A 22,019-nucleotide genomic window follows, 5' to 3' on the forward strand; every position below is an offset into this window, starting at 1 on the left:
TAAAACTCTCTTTTTTCACGTTAATCTGAGTTATTTTTCGATTTGGTAGCCTTTAAGACCAAAGTAAACGAGGTACACAAAGCCAATTAGAGGAATAACGAAAGCAGCTTGAATACCCATTGAATCCGATAGTTTTCCCATGACGGCAGTCAACACAGCGCCACCAAGAATTGCCATAATTAGACAGCTACCGCCAAATTTTGAATCACCGCCTAGGTCTTGTAGAGATAGACCAAAAATAGTCGGGAACATCAGTGACATACACGCAGAGATACCAACCAGTGCATACGCACCTGTAACACCACCAACACTCATCAGAACCAGCACTAATAGCGCAGCCACCATGGCTAATACAGCAAGGAGCTTCTCTGGTGCGATGTATTTCATTAAACCTACACAGATAAAGCGGAACGCACTGAAGACTACGATAGATGCAAGTAAGAAGTTAGACGCGTCAGCTTCCGTCCCGCCGACCTGAGTCATCACATATCGGATGGTCCAAGACCAACAACCAATCTGACATCCAACATAAAAAAACTGGCCGATAACACCTCTGACGAAATGTTTTTTCTCGACTAAACGAGTAAATGTCGCTCGCAGAGAATGCTCGGCACCATCGCTAACTACGACTTCTTTAGCTCTTGGCATCTTAGTAAAAGCAATCGCGAGCCAGACGACTAAAATGACAGCAGCAACAGACAAATAAGGCATCATGACGGCATCAAGCTCTGCGGCCTGAATGGTGTTAAGTTGTTCTGGCGCCATCGCCGCACGCTCTGCATCGGAAGCTGGGTTTAGCTGAGAAAGAATGTAGAATTTGCCAATCAGAACCCCAGTAATAGACCCCACAGGGTTGAACGCTTGAGCAATATTTAATCGGCGTGTTGCTGTTTCTTGAGGACCCATTGCTATGATGTATGGGTTAGCACTGGTCTCTAGGATGGATAGACCGCCAGCCAAAACAAACAGGGCCATTAAGAAAGGCAAATACTCCATTGCTTGCGCCGCAGGATAGAATAATAGAGCCCCCGAAGCGAAAAGCCCTAACCCTAGTAATACTCCAGCTTTATAGCTGTATCGCTGAATAAAAAGCGCGGCAGGTAAAGCCAAGATAAAATAAGCACCATAAAATGCTGTTTGAACTAAACCTGATTGCATATCCGTTAAAGTAAATACTTTTCGGAACTGCGCGATTAAAACATCGGTCATATTATTTGCTAGTCCCCATAAAGCGAAGCATGAAGTCAGCAAAATAAATGGGAACAGAACAGACTTAGGAATTACTTCACTATTCCCTTTCTTTACTTCTGATTGTGGAGCGGATGATAAAATGTCAGTCATTTTAAATTCCTTTAGGTACGGTCATTCCTCTCATTAAGTTATAGGAATGAGTTTCACGTTATTGGATTATATTTTTATTTAGTTATTTAATATGGCATTAGATATCAACATGTCTATTTCATCTAAATCACATATTTTTAGTAAGCTCTTTTTTTTATATTTGCTTTTATCAGCCAATAGAATTACTTTATCTGATACTTCGATAAATGTTTTTTTAATCTCATAATTGTATTCGTTTGAATCCCACACTCCAGATTGCTCATCAAACCCAACACACGAGATGACACATAAATCCAAAGCCATCTCCGATAAAGTATTCCGAGCAATCAATCCATAGAATGCTTTATACTTCTCCGAAAAGTACCCACCCAAACTGATAATAGAAATGTTCTTCTTTCCGCAGAGTACGCTAATGTTATTGATTGAGTTTGTTACTACAGTACAACGAATATCTGGGATCGCTTGAGCCACAAGCCAACTAGATGAACTAGCATCTAAACCAACTACCGATCCTTCATATATATTAGAAACAACTTGCTCAACTAAGTGTTTCTTATCATCAATGTTGTTTCCGGCACGATTATTAAAAGATGTTCCTTCATCTTTATATTGCTTACCGATTGCTCCCCCATGAACTCGGACTAACTCACCTTTCTTATCCAGTAACTTTAAATCTCTTCGAATCGTTTCTACGGAAACTTTTAATTCTTGAGATAAATCTAGAACCGACACTTGTCCAACTTTAGATATTACTTTTAATATGTGGCTTGCTCTCGATGCTGCTTGCATTGATAAACTACTCAACTTCAATCAATGACTGAGATATTAGATTAAGTAGAGAGAAAATCTGAGATAGCCATCACACCAGATTTAAACATGCCCACTTTTGACCGAAACGGTGAATAACCACACAAAAAATCGGGCATTTGGTGTGGAAAACGGGCATTGCGCGTGAGAAACAATCGTATATTGAGTTGTGGCCATGCTTTAATGTACTAGCCATAGGGTAACGCACGTGAAGAGGTGAAAGGTCATTAACAACATTGAGTGACCATATAATCAATGACACAATGTGTTGGTGTGTTGGTGTGTTGGTGTGTTGGTGTGTTGGTGTGTTGGTAGATCTTTGCTGCCATGCATAAAAGAAGCAAGTGTATGAACATTTGCTCTATATTGGTATGAAAATTCTGATATCGAAGAAGAACGAAGACTACTTAGGCTGAGATAACGGTTTGTTTATTTTTGTAGGCTTAACAGTATTTTTTCTTCGTTCTTTACAGTTGAAACACTTGGTTTTATTACTTCGAATGGTATAACTTCCTTATCACCTGCCGTAACTTCTACGAACGGTGCTTGTATCTCAGTTACTTTTACTACCGTGCTTTCGTTTGCAAAAGAATAACTACTACTTAAAACCAAACCAAAAAATAGAATAAAACGTTTCATATACACCTCAGTCAACATAATTCAGAAATCGATATTACTTCATTACTAAATAAAATATAAACATAAAACTTTAATCTTTACACGATACTTGCAATTTCAGTAGTTCTTTAAATTACTGTCATAAAAAATAAAACTCAGAAAACTCCTACAGAGCGGATAGATAATCGTCAAATTAACGCACACAGAAATGGTTAAAGACTATAACGTCAAACTCACCCAATCCTCTTCAATGCTTCAATCATCTCTGACTGTTTATATGTTTCAAAATAATATTCGTTAATATCTGATGAACGGGACTAGAACGATTAGTTTGCTTCATTTGTAATGACGGCTTTTGGACGCTCGCCACGGTAAAGTTCATCCGGAATGGGAATAAACGTGAAACCTTCTCGTGGTCCTTGTGCAGAAAAAAGAATAGTAGCGGCACCTTGAAGTTTAATCGTTTAAAATAAGCTTGTAATATTACCGATTGTCGCAACTCTATTAATATCGATGCCCCTTTTTTCTAATGCACGCTTAGTTAACTGCTCTTTATCCTTCCAGCCCAAGATTTCCAATAGTACAAATTTCAGTTTACAAGCTTCTTCAAAGTCATCAATCCCTAACTCTTCTGGAACAACGATACAAGGCGCTGCATACCCTATATGCTTTTGATAGATCGTCTTCGACAACTCATCATTAAAGTAATGAAGTCGTATATCGACTTTGCCATCTAGAATGTCACCTTCGTTCGAATCAATGTTGCTAGTCACATCAATCTTACTATTGGGAAATAAAGACATAAGATCCGTAAGAATCAGGTGTCCAAATGAGTACTGAGTTGTTTGAGGCAAGCAAACTGTGATGCTCCCTTCGTGTAAGTTAGGGTTGAATTCACTCAAATCCATACAAGATTCAAGTTTGCTCAGCGCTTCCTCTATTTCCGGCAACCTACGTTTGAGTTCATAAGTCGGCTCCAAATGATGAGCATAGCGAATGAACAACTCATCGTTCAGTTGTTCTCTTAAACGCGTTAAGTACTTACTAATTGACGCCTCACTTTTCCCTAACTCTTTCGCTACGATTTTAATTTTCTTATGTCGATTTAGTAAAACCAACACTTTCAAAAGATTTAAATCAAGTTCTTTATTCATTACAATTCGTTCTGTCTTATGGCGTCAAATGGAGTATCGATTATGCTGCATGAAGGCGACTACATTGATGATAATAGGTTAGATTTAATTTAACAAATCGCTTTGCCGTTACTCATATTCTATGCGGAAAGAACTAACTGATGCTTTGATTCCGTATCGAGATCTTTGTTGATTATTTAGTCTTTTTAGATACTATCTTCATCGGATATGCTACGTGAGATGCATGAGGTTTACTAATTCGACTATTGATTTAGTATCGTACTTTTGTAGTATGCGAGACTTATATGTACTGATCGTTTTTTCACTAAGAGACAAAGTTTGAGCGATCTTCTGGTTACTGTATCCAAGAGCGAGATAGTCAAATACCATCTGTTCTCGCACCGATAATGCTGGGTAGTGTTCAGACATCCCGCTTTTGAAGACTCGAAACCCCTTCACTGTCGAAACGATAGCATCAACGACCATATCACTCTGATCATTCTTACTCAGGCATGCACTTGCACCGATTTGCGAAGCCAATTTTGAATAGTGACTAAGGCTCTGAGAGGTAAGAAAAATCAAAATTCCTTTAAAGCCATTATTTAATAAACTATGTCCTAATTTTAGGGAATTGCAGTCGGCAAGAAATACATCCATGAGCAAGATATCAACCTTATTCTCACTCAACAATTTAAGTACTTCTTTTTGACTCTCAGCTTGAAATATACCCCGTATAGGTACGCGTTTCTGAATTACAGACTGTAGACCTTCTCGGAAAATGGGTTGTATATCCGCAATTAAAATATTAATAGGCTTTAACATATATGAGCGTCTTTTTGGTTAAGATCCCCTCTTCTTGGCAAAAAAGCAAACATTTACTGCTTATAATTATGAAAGCGATATATATTATTTATAAACTAGGTCAAATAGAAGTAAATTGACATTTTCAAATTTTGAATGTTCATTGGAGATAATTCACCACATAAAAACATTTTTATCATTTAATAAAAATATTACACAAGAAATACAAAACTGACTTTGCTTATAATCCACCAGCCCATGAACAGAACAATCAAAGCCAAGATAAATGGCCCAAATGTCAGTAAAAGCTCCAAGCACTTCTCATACAGCGTTTCTAAAGAAATGTTTTTCCACATTCAGAACCCTCTCTAAATATCAAAAAAGAAGTACTTTGGTTCGACCAATCGGCCACTGCAACTATCTGAAGGCAAGATTAAAAAAGATAATCACACTTTTCGTTTGTATTGGCGGGGTTTATTGAACTCTAAAAGGGATTTGAATACGGTGTGGTAGGCTCTAGATACAACAAAGCCCGCTAATTTGCGCAATGTAGATCAGATAAGGATCGGTTGACCGATCCTTCTGTTGAGAGATAATCGGAAGCCTGTTTCTAGGCTTCCGATTTTTATGTCTATCCAAAACTGTTTTGCCGATTTCCTCGAAGAAAATCCTGTTGATGTAGCTCAACTCACTACTTTCTCTGAACATATTCCAGATGAGTGGATTGTTAAGGCGGCCAGTCTTTCTGATAAAGCAACTATTCGCCGACGTCGATTACCAAGTGACATGGTCTTGTGGTTAATTGTCGGCATGGCCTTCTTTCGTAATGAACCTATTGCCGAGGTTGCACGAAGAATGAATGTCTGTGCGGATGGCTTAGCTGATGAAGAGTTATTAGCAAAAAGTGCTTTAACTCAGGCAAGACAGCGTTTAGGTAGAGCTGCACCAGAGTGGTTGTTTAAACAATGTGGGCGGACGTGGGGTCTTGAACGATACCGTGATGATACGTGGCAAGGATTACAAGTTTTTGCTGTAGACGGTGCTCTTTTTCGAACCGCGGATACACCCGAACTTAGAGAGCACTTTGGCTCGGGTAATACCTCTAACAACAGACAGACACCGCATCCAGTGCTAAGAGTTGTGACCATAATGAATGTCCGCTCTCATGTCATCGCTGATGCCGCCATAAGCCCCTATCGGCGTGGTGAAATCCCACTTGCTATGCCCTTCATCGACTCTTTGCCAGATAACTCTGTGACGCTACTAGATAAAGGGTTTTACGGTGCGGACTTACTTCTCTCTCTTCAAAAGAGCGGTATTAATAGACATTGGTTGATACCAGCAAGGAAGGGGTTGAAATACACTCTTTTAGATGAAGAAGAAAGTAATGACATGGTCATCGAAATGAACGTCTCACCGCAAGCCCGCAAAAAGAATCCTAGTTTACCTGAAAAATGGCAAGTCAGAGCGGTGACCTATGAAGTACAAGGTAAGCAGAAAACTGTTTTTACCTCCCTTCCTAGGACAAACTACGACGCGAAAGCGGTAGCTGAACTTTATCACGAACGTTGGGAAATCGAATTAGGTTATCGTGATATCAAAAGCTCAATGCAACACAATGCCTTAGTATTACGCAGCAGAACAGTAGACCTTGTTTATCAAGAACTCTGGGGGCTGTTGCTTGGTTATAACTTAGTAAGACGTGAAGCGAGCCAGGCAGCAGTTGAGCATGGAAGAATGCCGAATGAAATTAGCTTTAAATACGCTTGTCAGTTTATAGCGAGTCAACTGAAAGTGATGAGTAAAGCGTTATCGCTAGGCAATACACCTAAGCGTTTAAAGAGTCTCAGGGGAGACTTATCAATCCTCTTTATAGACAAACGCCCTAAGCCTAATCGGCCTAGGGCGGTAAAAATGTCAAAGACTCGCTACCCAGTTAATCGCAAAGCAGCTCCGCTTAAGTGAACTACATTGCGCTAATTTGCGGGCTTTTTTTGTTCTCTATTGACTTAAACTTAAAGCACTTTTTGACTCACATAAGAAAAGCCTGTCGCTTCATACTGCGCCTTCTGTACCATGCCGAGCACATCTTTTGGTTGGTATAGGTGGCTGTCATACACAACAACCACACTTTCATCGCCTCTTTCCAAGAAATTCTGCTCACCATATTCGGTGTAACGCGTTGCTCCCACTGCGACCACTAGCTGGCTTGGGAGATTTGCTTGTTTGAGTAATGCGTGAATGTTTTCCATCGGACCGCGCTCCGCTTGATGATTCATCTGATCACGTATCCAATCCAGCAGATCCGCATAGAAATAGGAGTATTCGTTTACTGCGCAATCTTCGCCGTAGGCAAATACCTGCTCTCCTCGCTTATGAAAGCTCGCGATTCTAAATCTGCCGATATCGCTATCAGGAGTGAGCCGTTCTAGTTCAATAAGTTGCGATGCCAAGCCTTTTGACGCTGCACCCCAATTTTTCTTCTCACTGATTTTATTCGCATCAGGGCGTCGAATCGAACAATCATTGAATGCGCCAAAATACGTCGGCTTGAGCTGTAAGACATGACCACCTTCATAAGTAACATCACAGATCAGAGCAAGCTCTGGTTCAATTTGTAAGTTCAAAATATCATTTGGCAACTTGGTCGTATCGGCACTTATTGGATATGTCGACAAATACGAATGTTCGATAAAAGGCACATAAATGGGGAACAATGCTTGGGGCTTATTAGCGTTCACATCTCCGTAGAGAGTAAAGTCATCAGCCTCACCAGCTTGTTGCAGGTGACCTGCGAAGTTTCCCGCGATACCTAAGATCATCGCATCTTCAAAATTGTGCATACGTTTACTTGTTCCTAATTATTCGTCGTTATTCGCGATGATATGTCTCGTCAAATCATCAATTTCAGCCAGCAACCAAGTCAGCGCGAGCAAATCTGCACTGCCGCCCGGACTAAGGTTTTTTTCAATAAGCTGGCGGTCAAAATCCATTAGCTGCTCTTCAAGGTTTGGATTATGCCAACCACCACTCTCAATAAGCTTCGATGCTATGTTCTGCACATAACGCAAACCATGCATCCCACCACGAGATACCACGTTGGTATCTTGATTGTGCACCATTAACGTGAGCAACACTTGCCATAATGCTTGTTCTGCGGACGCGCCTTCATACAGCGCTTGTTGGTATGCAGGCAAACTGTAAGTCATGATCGTTTGATAGCCAGACGCCGCCTCACCTCTTGCTCCAGTTAAACCAAATTCTCGATACAGCCGCTCACCATGAGTTTCCTTTTTAGAGTCGGTATTTTTCAGCTCTTGAAATACCATTAACGCACAGCTGCGCTTGATAACTTGGCTAATGTGCAAAGAATCGACCGCAATGCCTTTGCCTTTTAACCAGCCGATCGCACCACACACCAGTCCAAGTCCAAAGATCATCCCTTTGTGCGTATTCACACCACCAGTCGCAGCAAACATTGCGCGTTCAGCTTGAATTCCAATCGGGCGCAACACATCCAGTAATGTCTCTGCCGAGTGCGTTGCATGCGCAAGACCAGCGTTAAGAAAGCCATTGAGAAAAGGACGAATTGCACTCGCGCTGGCTTCAAACAGCGGCACATTCATATCTGAGTGAGCACCGTTGCTAATAAGGTCAACAAGCCCCGGTTTTGGGGACAAGTGCACTTCCACCAGCATCGCGTGATATGCCAACTCAGAAACCAAAGAGAACAGATTCACCTTTACAGCAGAGCGATGCGCAACGCTTGGAACACGCTCGATATTTTGGTCGAGCAACAGTTTAAGAGCAACATTCGTCATAACACACCATCGACTCTATGTGAGAAACCAAGGTTTGAAGATCATGTTTACGCGAGCGCGCGCAAATCACGGCATCTTGTTCGCAAATAAGGCATTTTCTTCGAGTCATCCCTTGCCCTTTTCTTGAGATGATCTTTCCATCGACATCGATCACATCCAAATCCATTAACCGACCGAGACGATGGTTATTCTCTATCTCAATCATGGCTCGTTTGAGCGCCATGGCATTCGGTGCTTGGACCGCAAAAATTGCCTCTGGACCTGTGACTTGTCGTAGCAATTGTCGTCCTGCCATTGACCAGTCTTTTTCGAGACAAATGGCTTGAATCGCTTGCACACCCTGTTCGAAGATTCGCTCCGTGCACTCCGTCATTTTCTGAGGACCTGGCATATTGACGGTAAACGACAGCAAAGGAAGGGAGTGGCGTTTTAACCACTCACCTTGTCGTTTCACACGAGCTTCTTTGTTGCTCAAGACATCATCGAGACCAACTTTCAGCCCATAGCGAATGCTCATTCAGATTTAACCTTTCTGATGACATCAATCACAGAGCCATCGCGATAACGTACATAACCCACCACTTGATCGTCATATTCAATTGGTTCCGCTTTGCCCGTTAATGATTGCGCTCTCGCAACCAAGGCTTCCATATCAAGCACAGGCAGTCCAGCGTTCAACAAACGCTCTTTTACTTCTGGGCGTCGAGGATTCACTGCAATACCATGGTCAGTCACCAACACATCTATCGATTGACCCGGCGTTACCACGTTTAACACTTGCTCTACGACAGTTGGAATACGACCACGCACGAGCGGAGCCACAATCACGGCAAGGTTTGCGCCTGCCGCTGCGTCGCAGTGACCACCAGACGCGCCACGAATCACACCATCAGAACCAGTGATAACGTTGACGTTGAAGTTCACATCAATTTCAAGCGCGCTGAGAATGACCACGTCTAGACGATCAACCACTGCGCCTTTGGAAGATGGGTTAGCGTATTCATTCGCTGAGATTTCAATATGGTTTGGGTTTCGAGCAAGTGAGTCCGCTGCACCAGAGTCAAAACACTGCACGTCGATTAGATTTCGGATCAGCCCTCTCTCGTGCATAGAGACCATGGTTGAGGTAATGCCGCCCAGCCCAAACTCAGCGGTAATGCCTCGTTTTTCCATACTATTTTCTAGAAAACGTGTGACGGCAAGCGACGCACCACCAGACCCAGTTTGTAAGCTAAAGTCTTGCTTAAAATAACCAGAATTAATAATCACATCGGCAGCACGTTTTGCAATAAGCAGTTCACGTGGGTTACTGGTAAGACGCGTTTCACCGCCACCAATTTTGCTCGCATCACCAACTTCTTCGACTTCGACTGCGGCATCCACCAAATCTTGTGTGATTGATGCTGGGTGATTTGGATAACCGACGATAGATTCAGTAAGCATGACCACTTTACGCGCGTGTTGAGCATCGATTTTGGCGTAACCCAAAGAGCCGCAGCAAGATTTGCCGTTCATGCCATTTGCATTGCCAAACTCATCGCAACAAGGCACACCGATGAACGCCACATCGATGTTTAGCTCGCCCGATTTAATCAAGTGCACACGTCCTCCATGGGAGTGAATATGCACAGGTTCTTTGAGCAAACCATGAGAAATGGCTTCACCAAGCTCACCGCGAATACCTGATGTGTAAATCTTACTCACTACGCCGTTTTTGATGTGCTCAACAACCGGCGAATGAATACCCGTTAAAGAGCTTGAAGCCAGTGTCAGATTCTTATATCCCATCTGAGCGATAGTATCTAACACCAAGTTAACCACCTTATCGCCACCTCGAAACGCGTGATGGAAAGAGATCGTCATACCGTCTTTAAGCCCAGAATCTAAAATGGCGGAACGCAGATCTGACTTTAGCTTTCTCGACTTTTTAGAGTTTGAGTCTTTGAGATGAGGCGTTAACGCATTTGCCTCCGAAAACAGTGACAACGTCTCTGGCAGCAATGCTGGTTTGATGGATTCCATTTGTTTCATGTTCGTGCCCTACTCTTTAATTCCAGATTGCGCTTTTTGTAACGTCCAACGAGCTCGCTCGATAATTGGTCCATCGACCATTTTTCCGTTAAGTGAAACCACACCAAGCCCTTGCTCTTGCGCTTCTTCTGCTGCCTCGATAACTTGAATCGCGTAATCCACCTCTTTTTGAGTCGGTGCAAATACGTTGTGAAGTAGCTCGATTTGCCTTGGGTTAATCAGCGATTTTCCGTCGAAACCTAACGACTTAATGTGTTCCGCTTCATTGAGGAATCCTTGCTCATTATTAGCGTCGGAATAAACGGTATCGAACGCCATAATGCCCGCAGCACGCGCAGCTTGCAGAATAGAACAACGGGCGAACAACAACTCTGTTCCTTCTGGGCTACGTTGCGTTTTTAAGTCCCTGACATAATCTTCAGCACCCAGTGCAATGCCAATTAAACGCGAAGACGATTGAGCAATTTCGATGGCGTTATTCACACCTTGCGCACTTTCGATTGCCGCCATCATTTTGGTGCTGCCAACTTCTCTGCCACATACACGTTCGATGTCTTCAATGCAGCGCTCCATTTCTTGCACGTCTTCTGCACTGTCTGTTTTTGGTAGACGAACCACATTGACGCCCGCACGCACAACGGCATGCAGATCTTTTAAACCAAACTCAGACTCTAGTGGGTTCACACGGACTACTGTTTCAATCTCTTGATACAGAGGATGTTGCAGCGCGTTAAACACCAACATGCGGGCGGTGTCTTTTTCTCTCAGCGCCACAGAGTCTTCCAAATCAAACATGATTGCATCAGGCTGATAAATGAAGGTATTACTTAACATGGCGGCGTTTGCCCCTGGAACAAACAACATGCTACGGCGTAACTTACTCATGATAATTTGCTCCATTGAATGTCATTGTTGTCTGCCGCGCGCATGACTGCAGCCTGAACGCGAGCCTTAATCACACAATCTAGTGCGCCTTTGTCTTCCACTTCTAACGTTGCGGAAGTCACGCCCATCGAATTGAGCACACCATGAATCAACGCTTCGATGGCTTTGCCAAACTGCTTTTTCACTGTGCTATCAAGAGAAATGTCGATGTCACCTTCTGGATTGGGTGAGATACGAACTTGCAAGTCACTTGATTCCAGTGTCCCTGCAAAAGCGGGTTTTATTATTTTCATTGAAAGACCTTTAACACCTTGGTTAAAAATTAATTGGGCTGTTAAGCAGCCACTGTTTCTTGGGTAAGGCACGGTAAAGCGTCCGTGTGCCTTTGTAGGTAGTCGATAGAGGTTGAGGGTAAAAAGTGAACCAGTTGATCCAATTGCCCTTTCTGCAAGAGTTTTCGCACCGTTGACGCTGAAATCGTGGTGCCTGACGCACACTTACGCTCTATTTCAATAACCCTGATTGGTGCGCCGTTGAGATCCTTGGTGGTTAATCTGTGTTTCATTTGTTGGTTGTAATAATGAGTCACAACACAGTCTGGCTCTGTCCCAACAAATCGGTGTGTAATGCCTAATGCTGGCGCAATATGCTGACGATATAAATTTAGATCAATAGCGGTATGACAATAATCAATCAATCGCTTCTCTTTAATAAAGTAAGTAGGAAACGTTGCTTTAGAAATTATATATTTTGAACCATGATGAATCGTAAAATTAGGAATATGTTTAGTGCCACTTTCAATCATGTTCAAACGATCGTGATAAGCAAAACCTTTACCTTCTTCGCTGACGACAAATAAATGTAGCCAATCACATTGTGACGCCGCCGTTTCAATTAAGTATTGATGCCCTAAAGTAAACGGGTTTGCATTCATCACAATGCTGCCTATTTTATCTCCTTCTTTCTTTTTCTTTCTTAATGAACGTACAAAGTTTCTTAAATTGGTCTGACTATTTTCCATCAAGACTAATTTATCGTCCGCAAAAGAAATGGGGAAAAAACCAGATTCTCGAAACCTTTGCATATTCTGAGGCTTGGTAAACAAGAACAGATCAAAGCGCCCCATTTCATAAGCCATCGTGGTCAACTCAGTCATTAATCGCAGAGAAAATCCAGTACCTTGTAAGGCAGGATCAATCGCAATAGATTTTAGTGTTGAGCCAGCAAGACCGCCGCAAGCAATGATTTGACCTTGAGACTTCGCCACCACAAATCGCTCTACATCAGCGTCAACATCCAAATCATAACAAGTTAGAAACTCGGTAATAGCACCAAACTTCTCGTATTGATTTCGGTTCACTCGACTAAATGCGTAGGTGTCAAACATGATCATCATCCTCTTTCGTGTTGCTGCCATCATGCGTCACTTGAATTTGAAAAATGATGATCCGTATCGACTATTTTCTTCTACTAAACGTCATTTATGAATTTAATGAATTTAATTACTTAACTATCTGTAAATTAAGTAATTGAATAATTAAAAACTTTAAATTCATAAGTGTGTATATATTCCACAAAGTAAAATGATCATACTCACAGTTAGGTTTTTCATTCAAATTTAAATTACGCCATGTTAAATCAACACGGAATAATAATGATGAACGAAAAGACCCTTTCAATAACTGAAACCAGAAGCCCGGGATTAGACTTATTATCTCAAGTCCGAATCTTTGGCTTACCATTACCACTATATGCATTTATGTTCGCGGTCATGTTAATTGCACATATGACAAACACCATCCCTGATAATATTGTCGGCGGTTTTGGTTTTATGTTTGTTGTTGGTGCGCTATTTGGCGAACTGGGTAAACGCCTGCCTATTTTTAACAAATACATTGGCGGTGCGCCTGTCATGATCTTCCTTGTCGCAGCTTGGTTTGTTCATGCAGGTTTACTAACCCAAAACGAAATTGACACTGTTACTGCAGTCATGAAGAAGACCGATTTCCTCGACTTGTTCATTGCCGTTCTGATCACTGGCTCGATTTTGGCGGTTAACCGTAAGCTACTGCTTAAATCATTAGTTGGTTACATTCCGACCATTCTTGCAGCCGTTGCAGGTGCTTCAATTCTCGGCATTCTTGGCGGAATGATGTTTGGCATTTCTATCGACAAAATCATGATGCTTTACGTACTGCCTATCATGGGTGGTGGTAACGGTGCAGGTGCGATTCCACTTTCTGAAATCTATGAGTCAGTCACGGGTGGCTCTAAAGAACAGTACTACTCGGTTGCAATTGCAATTTTAACCATCGCTAACATCGTAGCGATTGTCGCAGCAGCCGTTCTAAACAGCATCGGTGAAAAAGTACCGTCTTTGACTGGTAATGGCGAGCTATTGCGTAAGTCTAATTTCGATGTTGAAGAGAGCGAAGCTCCAAAAATCACTCCCCGTGAAATCGCGATTGGCTTGATGATGGCGGCATGTATTTACACCTTCTCATCCGCCCTTTCTAAAGAAATACTGCCAGGTTTTGGTGACGTAAAAATCCACACTTTCGCTTACATGGTCATCATCGTTGCGATTGTTAACGCCTGTGGTATCTGCTCTGAAGAAGTGAAAGAAGGCGCAAAACGTTTGTCTTCATTCTTCTCAAAACAATTGCTTTGGGTGCTCATGGTGGGCGTTGGTATCGCTTATACCGACCTTGGCGAAATCATGAATGCACTAACCTTCACGAACTTAATCATCGCAACACTGATCGTTGCTGGCGCAATCATTGGTGCCTCTGTCGGTGGTTGGTTAATGGGCTTTTACCCAATCGAATCTTCAATCACTGCAGGTCTATGTATGGCAAACCGTGGTGGCTCTGGTGACCTTGAAGTTCTTGCTGCGTCAAACCGCATGAGTTTGCTGTCTTACGCGCAAATCTCATCTCGTCTTGGTGGCGGTATTGTACTAGTCATCGCAAGTGTCGTGTTTGGCATGTTGGGCGGTTAATCCCCTTCTTATTTTGTCAAAGAGCAAAGTCTTCCTTTGCTCTTTGTTTTGTCCAATGGGAGCTATTAATGGAAGTTAATTTATTTGCCGAAGGCTTAAACCTCATGACACTGGGTATGGGTTTTGTCTTCACTTTTCTTGTTTTCTTGGTCTTTGCTGTCAAAGCCATGTCTCGCTTTTTGGGGCGCTTTCATGTCGAACCAACTCCCCCTCCACAAAAGAAAGTGTGTGCTGCCAAACCATCAAACGATGATAACCAACTCGTCGCTGTGATTGCTGCCGCTATTCATCATCAAAAAATCAAACAAAGCTCGCTATAAGAGGAATTCGAATGTCTGAGTCTACTAAACGCATTGGCATCACTGACGTTGTATTACGTGATGCCCACCAGTCGTTATTTGCCACCCGTTTACGCATCGACGATATGTTGCCAATCGCCCAACAGTTGGATGACATCGGCTATTGGTCACTTGAGTGTTGGGGTGGCGCTACGTTTGATAGTTGCATTCGTTTTCTAGGGGAAGATCCTTGGGAGAGACTGCGAGAGCTGAAAAAAGCGATGCAAAAAAACGCCGTTGCAAATGTTGCTTCGAGGTCAAAATCTATTGGGTTATCGCCATTACGCTGACGACGTCGTTGATAAGTTCATTGAGCGCTCCGTGGTAAACGGCATGGATGTATTCCGCGTATTTGATGCGATGAACGATCCACGAAACATGCAACAAGCGATTGCTGCGGTGAAAAAACAAGGCGCACACGCTCAAGGTACACTCTGTTACACCACTAGCCCTGTTCATAACCTACAAACCTGGGTAGACATCGCGCAACAATTGAGTGAACTGGGCGTTGATTCGATTGCAATCAAAGACATGGCGGGTATCCTGACGCCAACCTTAGCCAGTGAGCTGGTTTCAACATTAAAACAGCAAGTGGATGTCGACCTTCATCTACATTGCCACTCGACCGCTGGCATGGCTGATATGACGTTAATGAAAGCCATTGAAGCTGGTGTAGATCGTGTGGACACCGCGATTTCTTCCATGAGCGGCACTTACGGTCACCCAGCAACAGAATCTCTGGTTGCATCACTTCAAAACACTGAATACGACACAGGTTTGGACATTTCAGCGCTGGAAGCTGTCGCTGCATACTTTAGAGAAGTACGTAAAAAATACGCCGCTTTTGAAGGTCAGTTAAAAGGCTCAGACTCTCGCATAATCGTGGCGCAAGTCCCTGGTGGAATGTTGACCAACATGGAAAGTCAGTTGAAACAGCAAAACGCCGCAGGCAAGCTTGATGCTGTGTTAGAAGAGATCCCGAAAGTCAGAAAAGAGCTGGGGTATCTGCCGCTTGTCACGCCAACGTCGCAAATCGTCGGCACACAGTCTGTCATCAATGTCCTTATGGGTGAGCGCTACAAGACCATTACCAAAGAGACCGCGGGGGTCTTGAGAGGCGAGTACGGCAAAACGCCTGCCCCTGTCGACACGGAACTGCAACAGCGTGTGTTGGAAGGTTCAGAACCAATTACTTGCCGCCCTGCCGATAAGTTGGAGCCAGAACTGGATCACCTAACCACAGAAGTGACCACTCAAGCAAAAGCACAAAACATTCCGCTCTCCGGCAGCGCCATTGATGATGTACTTACTATCGCGCTTTTCCCACAAGTGGGTTGGAAGTTCCTAGAAAACCGCAACAACCCAGACGCCTTTGAACCCGCACCTTGCAATGAAGCAGCAAGAGCAACAGCACAAGCAAAAACTAAGACCAAACCAGAGAAACAAACCATGAATGCTACCTCAGAAAGCGGTGTTTACACCATTACCGTCAACAACCAAAGCTATGTCGTTCAGGTTGACGCAGGTGGCGATATTCAAGCCGTGTCAGCCCCCCAACCCGCGCCATCAAAGCCAGTGACAACCGCTCAAGATGCCGAGCCAATGAACGCCCCACTTGCGGGTAACATATGGAAGATCCACACCAAGCCTGGTGATGAAGTTGAAGAAGGTGATGTGCTGCTGATTCTTGAAGCGATGAAGATGGAAACAGAAGTTCGCGCACCACGTTCCGGAAAAATCGCCAGCATTGATGTGTCTGAGGGCGACGCGGTCGATGTAGGCGAACCTTTACTTCAACTGGCGTAACGAGGCATTAGTCACATGGAAAATGTCTTAGCGTTAGTGAATGACTTTGGTTTGTTCCACCTCGAATGGGGACAAGCCATTATGCTTATTGTTGGCTTGATTTTACTTTATCTCGCCATTGTTAAACAGTTCGAGCCTTTGTTGTTGGTGCCAATCGGTTTTGGTGGGATTCTTGCTAACCTACCTGATGCAGGCTTAGCCTTGTCTGCGGTAGAAAACGCGCTCCATGCTGCGAAACCTGAGGTAATGTCAGCATTTGGCTCTGTGTTGAATATTGCGACGGACTCCGCTGCCGAAGTAAAAACGGCACTTGCAACGGCGACACCAACTCAACTTGCCAATATCCACTTACTCGCAGAAGAGTATCAATACTCAGATGGCATGCTGTACTTATTTTACAGCATTGCAATTGCATCTGGCGCTGGTCCTTTGGTGATATTCATGGGCGTAGGCGCAATGACGGACTTTGGTCCATTGTTAGCCAACCCTAAAACCTTGCTTCTTGGTGCGGCAGCTCAGTTTGGTATCTTCGCAACTGTGCTCGGCGCTTTGGGTTTGAGCTCTATGGGCTTGATGAATTTCAGTGTCGCACAAGCCGCTGCTGTGGGCATCATTGGTGGCGCAGATGGTCCAACGGCGATTTATGTATCTAGCTTACTCGCACCAGAATTACTGGGTGCTATCGCTGTAGCAGCTTACTCTTATATGGCACTTGTACCTTTGATTCAGCCGCCAATCATGCGTGCGCTGACCACAGAATCAGAACGCCAAATCACGATGCAGCAATTGCGTAAAGTAAGCAAGTTAGAAAAGATTTGCTTCCCTTTGCTCCTGTTGATTCTGATTGCCATGTTGCTTCCTTCGGCGACACCGCTACTAGGTATGTTCTGCTTTGGTAACTTAATGCGTGAATGTGGCGTAGTTGAACGTTTATCGGATACTGCTCAAAACGCGTTGATCAACGTCGTCACCATCTTTTTGGGTCTTTCTGTGGGTTCCAAGTTGGTTGCCGATAAATTCTTACAGCCGCAAACCATCGGTATTCTCGCACTTGGCATCGTCGCGTTTTGTATTGGCACAATGGCAGGTGTATTGATGGCAAAACTGATGAACCGTTTCGCGAGTGAAAAAGTGAATCCACTGATTGGCTCTGCGGGTGTCTCTGCGGTTCCGATGGCAGCAAGGGTGTCAAACAAAGTGGGTCTAGAAGCAAATGCACAGAATTTCCTATTGATGCACGCGATGGGACCAAACGTAGCCGGCGTTATCGGCTCGGCGGTTGCAGCAGGCGTGATGATCAAATATGTGATCGGTTAGACAGTTACACAAGGAGCGAGGCTCGATTGACTATCTTCAATAGATCTCGATCAGGTCTCTTCCTTGTTTCATTTGATAATTTACCCTTCAATCAATAAGAAGCTTACCATTCATGCCAGACCGAACATTTCACGACTACCTCTGCCGTAACCTCTCTTTTAGACAGCGTGTATGGGCGCTGCTTTTTGTGGTTGTTTCGTTTCAATTACTCCTTATCGGTGGCTATTTCCACCACATCCTTTCTGATACGTTAAACCACCAGGTCAGTGCGCGCGCAGTCATACAAGCTCGTGAAATTGCCAGCGACCCTCAACTGATCGAAGCTGTCTCTTTACGAGATACAGCGCGGGTACAAAAACAAATTAAGCGCCTACAAGGGATTTCCGATGCCAACTTCATCGTCGTCGGCGATAGTAAGGGCATTCGCTTAACGCATCCAGACATCAAAAAAGTTGGCTACCCGATGCAAGGTGGAGACAACATACGCGCCCTTCAACAAGGATTGCACTACTACTCAATACGAGAAGGCAGCTTAGGCTTTGCGATACGTGGAAAATCTCCCATTATTTCCTCAACCGGCGAGATCATTGGTGTTGTTTCAGTGGGCTACTTACTGGATACCGTTAGTAATTTACTGCTCCTCTACTCCACACCGTTTTTCTTTGCCTTATTGATCATTCTAGTTTGCTCATCTTTGGGCGCTTGGTTTTTCTCCCGTCATATCAAAAGTCAGATGTATGGTATGGAACCAGAAGAGATCGCTCTCTCCCTCCGCGTGCAAAACTCGGTGTTTGAAGCAGTTTACGAAGGCATTATTGCGGTCGACAAACAAGGTCGTATTTTGTCGGCAAACCAGAGGGGACTTAAGATTCTGGGAATTGCGCGTAATCTTTCCCACCTCCAAGGCCGAATGGTGAACGAATACGTCACCCCTGCTGACTTTTTCTTGGGAGCAAAGGTGGGAGAAGACTCGGAGGAGTCACAGAGACAGCATCAAGTTATTACGTGCAACGGCGAAACCTTGGTCGCGACTCGTGTAAAGATTTGGGAAGACAACCAGCACTCTGGCTGGGTCATCAGCTTCAGACCACGCAATGATTTAAGCACGCTCACATCGCAACTTAACCAAGTTCAGCAGCAAACCGACAATTTACGAGTATTGAGCCACGAATACGCAAATAAGCTTTCTACGGTCAGTGGGCTGATTCAAATCGGCGCGTACGAAGAGGCGCTCAGTGCCATAAGGCAAGAAACAGAAACACATCAAAAGCTGATTGATTTTATTTCTCGTACGTTCAACTCCAAAGTGATTGCGGGTCTGTTATTAGGCAAATACAGCCGAGCAAAAGAACTTGGTCTCGCTCTCCATTTTGATCCGTACTGTCACCTGAGCGGTACACCAACCAAACTTACTGATGATGAGTTAGCCGCCATCATAGGTAACCTGCTCGACAATGCTTATGAAGCAACGTTGAAAAACCCTGACAGCAACAAATGCATCTCGATACTAATTTCTGACGCCAACGAAACGGAATTGGTGGTCGAGGTTGCTGACAATGGCACTGGAATACCCGATGAAATCGCAGAATCCCTATTTGATAAAGGGATCACCAGCAAATCGCAACCGGGACACGGTATTGGCTTGTATTTGGTCCACCAGCTTGTCAATAACGCTGGCGGTGCAATCCTTGTCGACGATGCCGAACCAACCGGAACAATCTTTTCTTTATTTATTCCTAACGAGAGTTTGAAAGATGGAAATTTATGACGTTTTGATAGTAGAAGATGAATCCAATATCGCGGACTTTCATTCCTATTATCTTCAGCAAACACAACGTTTCAGACCTATCGGAATTGCAAAAAGTATCGCTGAAGCCAGAAAGATGATTCAGTTACTGAAGCCAAAACTGGTCTTATTGGATAACTACTTGCCTGACGGCAAAGGTATCGATTTATTGAAAGACATAACCGCTGCCAAGCAGTCACCAGATGTTATTTTTATCACCGCCGCCAATGACATGGAAACAGTAAGACAAGGCGTAAGGTGTGGCGTGTTCGACTATCTGCTAAAACCGATCTCTTATGATCGCTTAACCGATTCTTTAGAGCGCTATCTGAAGTACACCAGTTCGTTAAAAGCAAATGACAATATCAATCAACGCCACGTCGACGAGCTGTTTAACTTTCAATCCAAATCATCACACATGCAAGCCTTACCCAAGGGGATCGATGAGCTCACGCTCGATAAAGTCACGAATGCCTTTGATGATGGCGAAATTATTTACACGGCGGAGTCTCTAGGCAATGAAGTCGGCATCAGCAAAACAACAGCAAGACGTTATCTTGAGTTTTTAGCCGCAAAAGGGTTTCTACTTGCTGTGATTCAGCATGGTAAAGTTGGGCGCCCTGAAAGGGTTTATCAAAAGAAAATGTAACTTCCCCTTTGCTTAGGAAGAACGCTTTGAAACCCTACGATTCAAAGCGTTCCCTAAACGTCGTTGAAGCAACAACGTAAATCACAAGGTCAGATCCGCAGAGATAATTTCTGTGCCGTCGGAGACTTCCAATCGTTCAAGATTATCACTGTGCGCCTTGCATAATGGCACCACGAAAACCTTACGCTCTTCCCCGTCTTTTCTAACCAGAACACCATAATCATGCTCCGCGGTACAGTTGGCTTCGCAGCAAAGGCGATGCTTAACGGTGCTGAAGTGGCGCCAATACGCTAGCCACTCTAGTTTTGCTTTTTCCGTGATTAGCTCATCAGATATCTTACTTACTATCATACTCATACCATTTGTTTAGTAGACAGCAGCATTACACCGGATCATCGAGTTTGAGTTTCTAAGCGCGTTCAAAGAAAAGCGCAGATTTAATGCATGATTTAATTTCTATGGTTTTTATTTACGAATTTCGATAACCCCTTGTTTAAAGACTCGACTTTACAATATCTCCGTCTTTCATAATCAAAGCTAGGTTGCTAGCTGGCTTTGCCATGAGTGTGATGTCTTCCAATGGGTTGCCATTAACGAGCAAGATATCGGCATACGCCCCTCTTCGATTACACCCAACTTCCCATCTTGGTATGGGCTTCGTAAGCCACTCATCGCAAGCAATTGGCCGTTATCATGGATCACCATTTTTAACACCTCATAAGGGGTAAACCAATTAGCTATGTCTGCTACAAACTGACGCTGCAGATGTGCAGCTTCTGGCGTAAGTATGACATCTGTACCCCATGTAATTTTCACACCGTGCTCTTTCGCGGCTTTGATCGCCCTATCCGTCCTTGCCGCGAGCATCTTGTACTTCGAGTGTGAGAATGACTTTTCTAGGTACGGATTATATTTTGGCAGGAACGGTTGAACATTCAGCCAAACATCATTTTCGCGGTTTCTTCACCAGTCATTTGTCCGTGTTCGATCACTTTCACCCCCGCATTTATTGCCCGTTGTACAACCTTGGCTGTATAAGCGTGGGCACTCACGTACGTGCCATAGCCCGCTGCGGCACTGAATGCCGCTTGCATCTCCGCCAATGTATATTGTGCAACATCGAGCGAATCGTAACTTAACGCCACCACCTGCGGAGATTTTATTAAACGATGCACCACACATTAGGTTTGGTCTTACGGCAATCAAGCAATGCTAATCAATAGGAAGCATGGAAATCACGTTTCCAAACCAGTTATCTAAATTTGATCGAATTGCCCTACTGATAAAGAAACGCTAAAACAGGTAAGGCACTATTTGCATCCTCATGTGGTCTGGGTCTATTCAAAATGAAAACCCAGCCATAGAAGAGAACCGTAGGTAGAATATGAGAAAAGAAGTGATGCGCCAGATACAACAAAGCCCGCTATAATAGCGGGCTTTGCGTTTGTCCATGAAGGACTAAATTTGGTGGGTCCGACCAGATTCGAACTGGTGACCCCTACCATGTCAAGGTAGTACTCTAACCAACTGAGCTACGGACCCAAATTTAATGTTCAGCATACTTTGGTTTTAGCATGGTTTTAAGGAATGGTGGGTCCGACCAGATTCGAACTGGTGACCCCTACCATGTCAAGGTAGTACTCTAACCAACTGAGCTACGGACCCATTCCTTAAGAACGAGATGG

General features: G+C 43.8%; 20 protein-coding genes, 2 tRNA genes and 2 pseudogenes. 7 read left to right on the forward strand and 17 right to left on the reverse strand.

From position 1 onward, the window contains the following. Positions 1-30: 30 nt before the first annotated feature. The 5 genes and pseudogenes from fucP to C1S73_RS02880 all read right to left on the reverse strand — a co-directional run bounded on the left by fucP (position 31) and on the right by C1S73_RS02880 (position 4,721). Positions 31-1,341 (reverse strand): L-fucose:H+ symporter permease, encoded by a 1,311-nt coding sequence (gene fucP, locus C1S73_RS02860; protein ID WP_038871112.1) that lies wholly within the window; start codon positions 1,339-1,341, stop codon positions 31-33. Positions 1,342-1,419: 78 nt separating this feature from the next. Continuing rightward, positions 1,420-2,130 (reverse strand): DeoR/GlpR family DNA-binding transcription regulator, encoded by a 711-nt coding sequence (locus C1S73_RS02865; protein WP_038871110.1) that lies wholly within the window; start codon positions 2,128-2,130, stop codon positions 1,420-1,422. A gap of 447 nt (positions 2,131-2,577) precedes the next feature. Further along, the gene (locus C1S73_RS02870) at positions 2,578-2,787 is read right to left on the reverse strand and encodes a hypothetical protein (protein ID WP_125459500.1); all 210 of its coding nucleotides are present in this window, start codon (positions 2,785-2,787) and stop codon (positions 2,578-2,580) included. A gap of 238 nt (positions 2,788-3,025) precedes the next feature. After that, positions 3,026-3,920 (reverse strand): annotated as a pseudogene (locus C1S73_RS02875) (LysR family transcriptional regulator). 210 nt (positions 3,921-4,130) lie between these two features. Then, positions 4,131-4,721: a response regulator transcription factor gene (locus C1S73_RS02880; RefSeq protein ID WP_038871105.1), complete on the reverse strand. Its 591-nt coding sequence runs from the start codon at positions 4,719-4,721 to the stop codon at positions 4,131-4,133. Between the two features lie 606 nt (positions 4,722-5,327). On the opposite strand from C1S73_RS02880, the gene C1S73_RS02890 reads away from it, so the two are divergent. Next, positions 5,328-6,665, forward strand: a complete 1,338-nt coding sequence (locus C1S73_RS02890; protein ID WP_038873382.1) for an IS4 family transposase — start codon at positions 5,328-5,330, stop codon at positions 6,663-6,665. A gap of 50 nt (positions 6,666-6,715) precedes the next feature. On the opposite strand, the gene C1S73_RS02895 is transcribed toward C1S73_RS02890, so the two are convergent. From C1S73_RS02895 to citC, 7 genes are read right to left on the reverse strand one after another with little or no spacing between them, the layout of a single operon-like run. Further along, the gene (locus C1S73_RS02895) at positions 6,716-7,543 is read right to left on the reverse strand and encodes a DUF5718 family protein (protein WP_038873322.1); all 828 of its coding nucleotides are present in this window, start codon (positions 7,541-7,543) and stop codon (positions 6,716-6,718) included. Between the two features lie 18 nt (positions 7,544-7,561). Further along, on the reverse strand, positions 7,562-8,521 hold the full coding sequence (gene citG, locus C1S73_RS02900; protein WP_038873325.1) for a triphosphoribosyl-dephospho-CoA synthase CitG: 960 nt from the start codon (positions 8,519-8,521) through the stop codon (positions 7,562-7,564). After that, a complete protein-coding gene (gene citX / locus C1S73_RS02905) occupies positions 8,502-9,038 on the reverse strand; it encodes a citrate lyase holo-[acyl-carrier protein] synthase (protein WP_038873326.1) in 537 nt (178 codons plus the stop codon). Before citX ends, citG begins: the two co-directional genes overlap by 20 nt. After that, complete coding sequence (gene citF, locus C1S73_RS02910) at positions 9,035-10,543, reverse strand: citrate lyase subunit alpha (protein ID WP_373408863.1); 1,509 nt, start codon at positions 10,541-10,543, stop codon at positions 9,035-9,037. The genes citX and citF overlap by 4 nt, the downstream gene beginning before the upstream one ends. 18 nt (positions 10,544-10,561) lie before the next feature. Beyond that, positions 10,562-11,437, reverse strand: coding sequence for a citrate (pro-3S)-lyase subunit beta (citE, locus tag C1S73_RS02915; RefSeq protein ID WP_005445440.1), 876 nt, complete (start codon positions 11,435-11,437; stop codon positions 10,562-10,564). Beyond that, positions 11,434-11,730 carry a citrate lyase acyl carrier protein gene (gene citD, locus C1S73_RS02920; RefSeq protein ID WP_038873328.1) on the reverse strand — a complete coding sequence of 99 codons (297 nt, stop codon included), beginning with the start codon at positions 11,728-11,730 and terminating at the stop codon, positions 11,434-11,436. The genes citE and citD overlap by 4 nt, the downstream gene beginning before the upstream one ends. Positions 11,731-11,771: 41 nt before the next feature. Then, the gene (gene citC, locus C1S73_RS02925; protein ID WP_038873365.1) at positions 11,772-12,824 is read right to left on the reverse strand and encodes a [citrate (pro-3S)-lyase] ligase; all 1,053 of its coding nucleotides are present in this window, start codon (positions 12,822-12,824) and stop codon (positions 11,772-11,774) included. Positions 12,825-13,094: 270 nt separating this feature from the next. Between citC and citS the strand changes: the two genes are divergently transcribed. The 6 genes and pseudogenes from citS to C1S73_RS02955 all read left to right on the forward strand — a co-directional run bounded on the left by citS (position 13,095) and on the right by C1S73_RS02955 (position 20,334). After that, on the forward strand, positions 13,095-14,438 hold the full coding sequence (citS, locus tag C1S73_RS02930; protein ID WP_038873369.1) for a citrate/sodium symporter CitS: 1,344 nt from the start codon (positions 13,095-13,097) through the stop codon (positions 14,436-14,438). Between the two features lie 68 nt (positions 14,439-14,506). Continuing rightward, the gene (locus C1S73_RS02935) at positions 14,507-14,758 is read left to right on the forward strand and encodes an OadG family protein (protein ID WP_005445447.1); all 252 of its coding nucleotides are present in this window, start codon (positions 14,507-14,509) and stop codon (positions 14,756-14,758) included. 11 nt (positions 14,759-14,769) lie between these two features. Then, positions 14,770-16,582, forward strand: a pseudogene (gene oadA, locus C1S73_RS02940) (sodium-extruding oxaloacetate decarboxylase subunit alpha). Between the two features lie 15 nt (positions 16,583-16,597). After that, entirely contained in the window at positions 16,598-17,899 is a 1,302-nt protein-coding gene (locus C1S73_RS02945; protein ID WP_038873334.1) for a sodium ion-translocating decarboxylase subunit beta, read from the forward strand. Between the two features lie 112 nt (positions 17,900-18,011). Next, the gene (locus tag C1S73_RS02950) at positions 18,012-19,667 is read left to right on the forward strand and encodes an ATP-binding protein (RefSeq protein ID WP_038873336.1); all 1,656 of its coding nucleotides are present in this window, start codon (positions 18,012-18,014) and stop codon (positions 19,665-19,667) included. Then, entirely contained in the window at positions 19,654-20,334 is a 681-nt protein-coding gene (locus tag C1S73_RS02955) for a response regulator (RefSeq protein WP_038873338.1), read from the forward strand. Before C1S73_RS02950 ends, C1S73_RS02955 begins: the two co-directional genes overlap by 14 nt. An 81-nt stretch (positions 20,335-20,415) precedes the next feature. Here the strand turns inward: C1S73_RS02955 and C1S73_RS02960 are convergent, their stop codons facing one another. The 5 genes from C1S73_RS02960 to C1S73_RS02980 all read right to left on the reverse strand — a co-directional run bounded on the left by C1S73_RS02960 (position 20,416) and on the right by C1S73_RS02980 (position 21,999). After that, a complete protein-coding gene (locus C1S73_RS02960; RefSeq protein WP_005445453.1) occupies positions 20,416-20,685 on the reverse strand; it encodes a hypothetical protein in 270 nt (89 codons plus the stop codon). A gap of 186 nt (positions 20,686-20,871) precedes the next feature. Further along, positions 20,872-21,150, reverse strand: a complete 279-nt coding sequence (locus C1S73_RS02965; protein WP_125459503.1) for a hypothetical protein — start codon at positions 21,148-21,150, stop codon at positions 20,872-20,874. A gap of 119 nt (positions 21,151-21,269) precedes the next feature. Continuing rightward, positions 21,270-21,479, reverse strand: coding sequence for a hypothetical protein (locus C1S73_RS02970; RefSeq protein WP_141242833.1), 210 nt, complete (start codon positions 21,477-21,479; stop codon positions 21,270-21,272). Between the two features lie 320 nt (positions 21,480-21,799). Continuing rightward, positions 21,800-21,876 (reverse strand) — tRNA-Val (locus C1S73_RS02975). 46 nt (positions 21,877-21,922) lie between these two features. Then, positions 21,923-21,999 (reverse strand) — tRNA-Val (locus C1S73_RS02980). Positions 22,000-22,019: the final 20 nt, after the last annotated feature.

The organism is Vibrio jasicida 090810c (genome assembly GCF_002887615.1).
In the GTDB taxonomy this organism is placed as follows: Bacteria; Pseudomonadota; Gammaproteobacteria; order Enterobacterales; family Vibrionaceae; genus Vibrio; species Vibrio jasicida.